Origin of the sequence: Actinoplanes oryzae, assembly GCF_030757795.1 — a bacterium.
Classification (GTDB): domain Bacteria; phylum Actinomycetota; class Actinomycetes; order Mycobacteriales; family Micromonosporaceae; genus Actinoplanes.
In genome coordinates, this window is record NZ_JAUQWH010000323.1 from 1 (window position 1) to 2,426 (window position 2,426).

A 2,426-nucleotide genomic window follows, 5' to 3' on the forward strand; every position below is an offset into this window, starting at 1 on the left:
TCGCCGCCCTGGACGGCCTCTCCACTCAGTGGCTGCTCGACCCCGACCTGGACATGCAGGCCGGCATGGCGCTCTTCGAACACCTTCTGGGCCCCGTCGCCAACAGCGAGGTGTGACGACCGGCAAGGCCGTGGTTTTGGCCCATCCCCCGCATGCTGAACGCGCGCACCCTGCCGTCCGTCGTCTTTGGAGAGTGTTCTCGATGCGGCCGGGAGTAGAAATTGACCATCATCGCCCTCTTGCACTCTGACGACGGGCCGCGACAGGTGCCGTCGAGGTCAGTCGGATCACGGATCGCCCGGTGACCGGCGACCAGCCACACCGGGAAACTCTTGACCCCGTCCCCTGGACGATGCGGTCCGAGCCGTCGATGGCCTATCACCGCTTCCTGCTGCGGGTCGGTGGGCAGCTACCGGACGAGTACATCGTGATGGCCCGGCAGTGGCTGGCCGAGCACTGGGTCCTCGGGGTGGCCCGCACTCTGGCATTCGCCGCGCACACCGAGAACCTGGCGATCACCCGGTCCGAGGCTCGGCTGTTGACAGACACGCTGTCCTCCGCCGGGGAGAGCACCCGTCTCGTCGATGCCCTCCCCCGGGCGACCAGAGATCAGAGGCTGCCCTACTTGCTGGTCGGGAGCGCCGAACTCCGCGGTTGGAACGAGACCGGCCGCGGGCATGTCCAGCAGGCGGCCGTTGCCGGAGCCGAGTCCACGGAAGGCGTCGCCGGACTGTGGCGCGCCTGGCGAGTGGGGCTGCTGGCCGGCCACGAGGTGGCCCCCAAACGCATCTTCCTGCTTCAGGCCCGGCCTGACGTGGATGCTGTACGGCTGGTGTCCCGCTTGCAGGAATCGTTGATCGAGGCCGGGGAGAAACATCCGCTCGTCGAAGTTTTCGACCAGCCCGTCCTGCTTCCGAGGTTCTCCCGCCGCGCGCTGGTGACGGGTGACTTGCTCTGGGCCGACCGTCCCGTGCCGGCGTTGTCCGTGGCGTCGACCTTCGACGCCGTCGGCCCGGACGGCACACCCGTCTTCAGCGGGCAACGGCCCCGCCTCGTCGAACCGGAGCAGGAGCTGGTGGCGCACTACCTCGCCCGCGGACTGCAGGTCGTGCCCGACGCCGGCGCCGTCGTGGACCCGCTCGCCCCCGGCCTCGGAGCGGTCGTGCCCACCGCGCTGCGCAGTGACGGGCGATGGATCTGGTCCGAGGCTGCGACCTATTACCTGAAGAACTACGGTTTCGCTCCGGACGACGGCCTGCTCGACACCATCCGGTTGAGGAACTACGAGCGCCCGGAGCTGGACGCGGTGGCCGAACACCAGTGCCGTCTGGCCGCGAACTCCAAGATCTATGGAGCCGCACACTGACAGTCTCCCGTCCGCAGGGCGCGGGCGTCCGAGCTGCGCGCCCTGCGGACCGCCCGGGGCTCGGTGACGGAAAGCCGGTCAGGCCTGGCGACCGAGCATGTGCGCGGTCATCCATTCGTAGACCCAGACCCATGACGAGCTGGCCGACGTGCTCCACTCCTGCGACAGGTCCCGGACGGCCCGGACGAGCGCGTGCCCGACGTACGGGTAGTGCTCGGGCCGTACCGCGTGATGCTGCTCGTGGTGGGCGCCCAGCCGGCGCAGCGCGGAGACCGTCCGCACCATCTCCTCGTCCGAGGAGACCAGGGCACCGACACACTGGAACAGCGCCCGGCACAGTTTGTCGTTCTGCGCGGTCATGTCCGGCGGAAACATGGTGCGGACGGCCGGCGCCAGCTCGAACAGGTGCTCGTAGAACTTCTCGGCCAGAGCGACCGGCCGGTCGGCCACGGCCGCGGCGGTGCGCTGGACGACGGCCATGGCCTCGGCGTCGGGGCGCTCGATCAGGCGACCGGCCGCGGTTCGCGCGAACCGGTGGTGGCCCCGGCGCTTCGCATCGATCATGCGCGTACGCATCTCCTCACGAATCGACAAACATGGCGGGAGAGCACCTGGAAGGTGCTCGTCAGAGGATTCCGGTACGAATGGCGAGGGCGACGGCATGCGGCCGGTTACGCGCCCGGAGCCGCCGGTTGATCGTGGCGGTGATGTGCTTGGCCGTCCGTTCCGAGCAGTTCAGGTGCTCGGCGATTCCCTGGGTGTCGGCGCCGTCGGCCAGCAGCTGCAGCACGGTGATGTCGCGCTCCGTCAGCTGTCGCTCGGGGCCGCCGTCCGTTGGCTCGGCATGCGACTGCCGCAGCAGCTCGGCCAGCAGCGCCGGCGGGATGAGCGAACCACCGTCGGCAGTCACACGGATGTGCTCGCTCAGAGCCGCGGGCGTGCAGGCCGAGTGGGGCAGAACCGACACCACATTCCGGTGTACGCAGTCCGCGAGTTGCGCAGCGGTAAGTGAGTCGACGATCAGCAGGATCGGTGGTAGGCCGAGGCCCTTCTCGCCGGC

The 2,426-nt window shown here is 69.2% G+C and carries 3 protein-coding genes; 1 reads left to right on the top strand and 2 read right to left on the bottom strand.

Translation table 11 applies throughout. The features are described 5' to 3' along the window. Window positions 1-301 precede the first annotated feature (301 nt). On the top strand, window positions 302-1,366 hold the full coding sequence (locus RBH18_RS43575; RefSeq protein WP_306216390.1) for a hypothetical protein: 1,065 nt from the start codon (window positions 302-304) through the stop codon (window positions 1,364-1,366). A 78-nt stretch (window positions 1,367-1,444) separates the two neighbouring features. On the opposite strand, the gene RBH18_RS43580 is transcribed toward RBH18_RS43575, so the two are convergent. Continuing rightward, window positions 1,445-1,930, bottom strand: coding sequence for a globin domain-containing protein (locus RBH18_RS43580; RefSeq protein ID WP_306216391.1), 486 nt, complete (start codon window positions 1,928-1,930; stop codon window positions 1,445-1,447). A 61-nt stretch (window positions 1,931-1,991) separates the two neighbouring features. Next, window positions 1,992-2,426: helix-turn-helix transcriptional regulator (locus tag RBH18_RS43585; protein WP_306216392.1), on the bottom strand; the 435-nt coding region annotated here is incomplete at its 5' end.

Bases quoted from the DNA above. Each gene is read 5' to 3' on its own strand.
- RBH18_RS43580 (WP_306216391.1), bottom strand. From the start codon at position 1,930: ATGATCGATGCGAAGCGCCGGGGCCACCACCGGTTCGCGCGAACCGCG.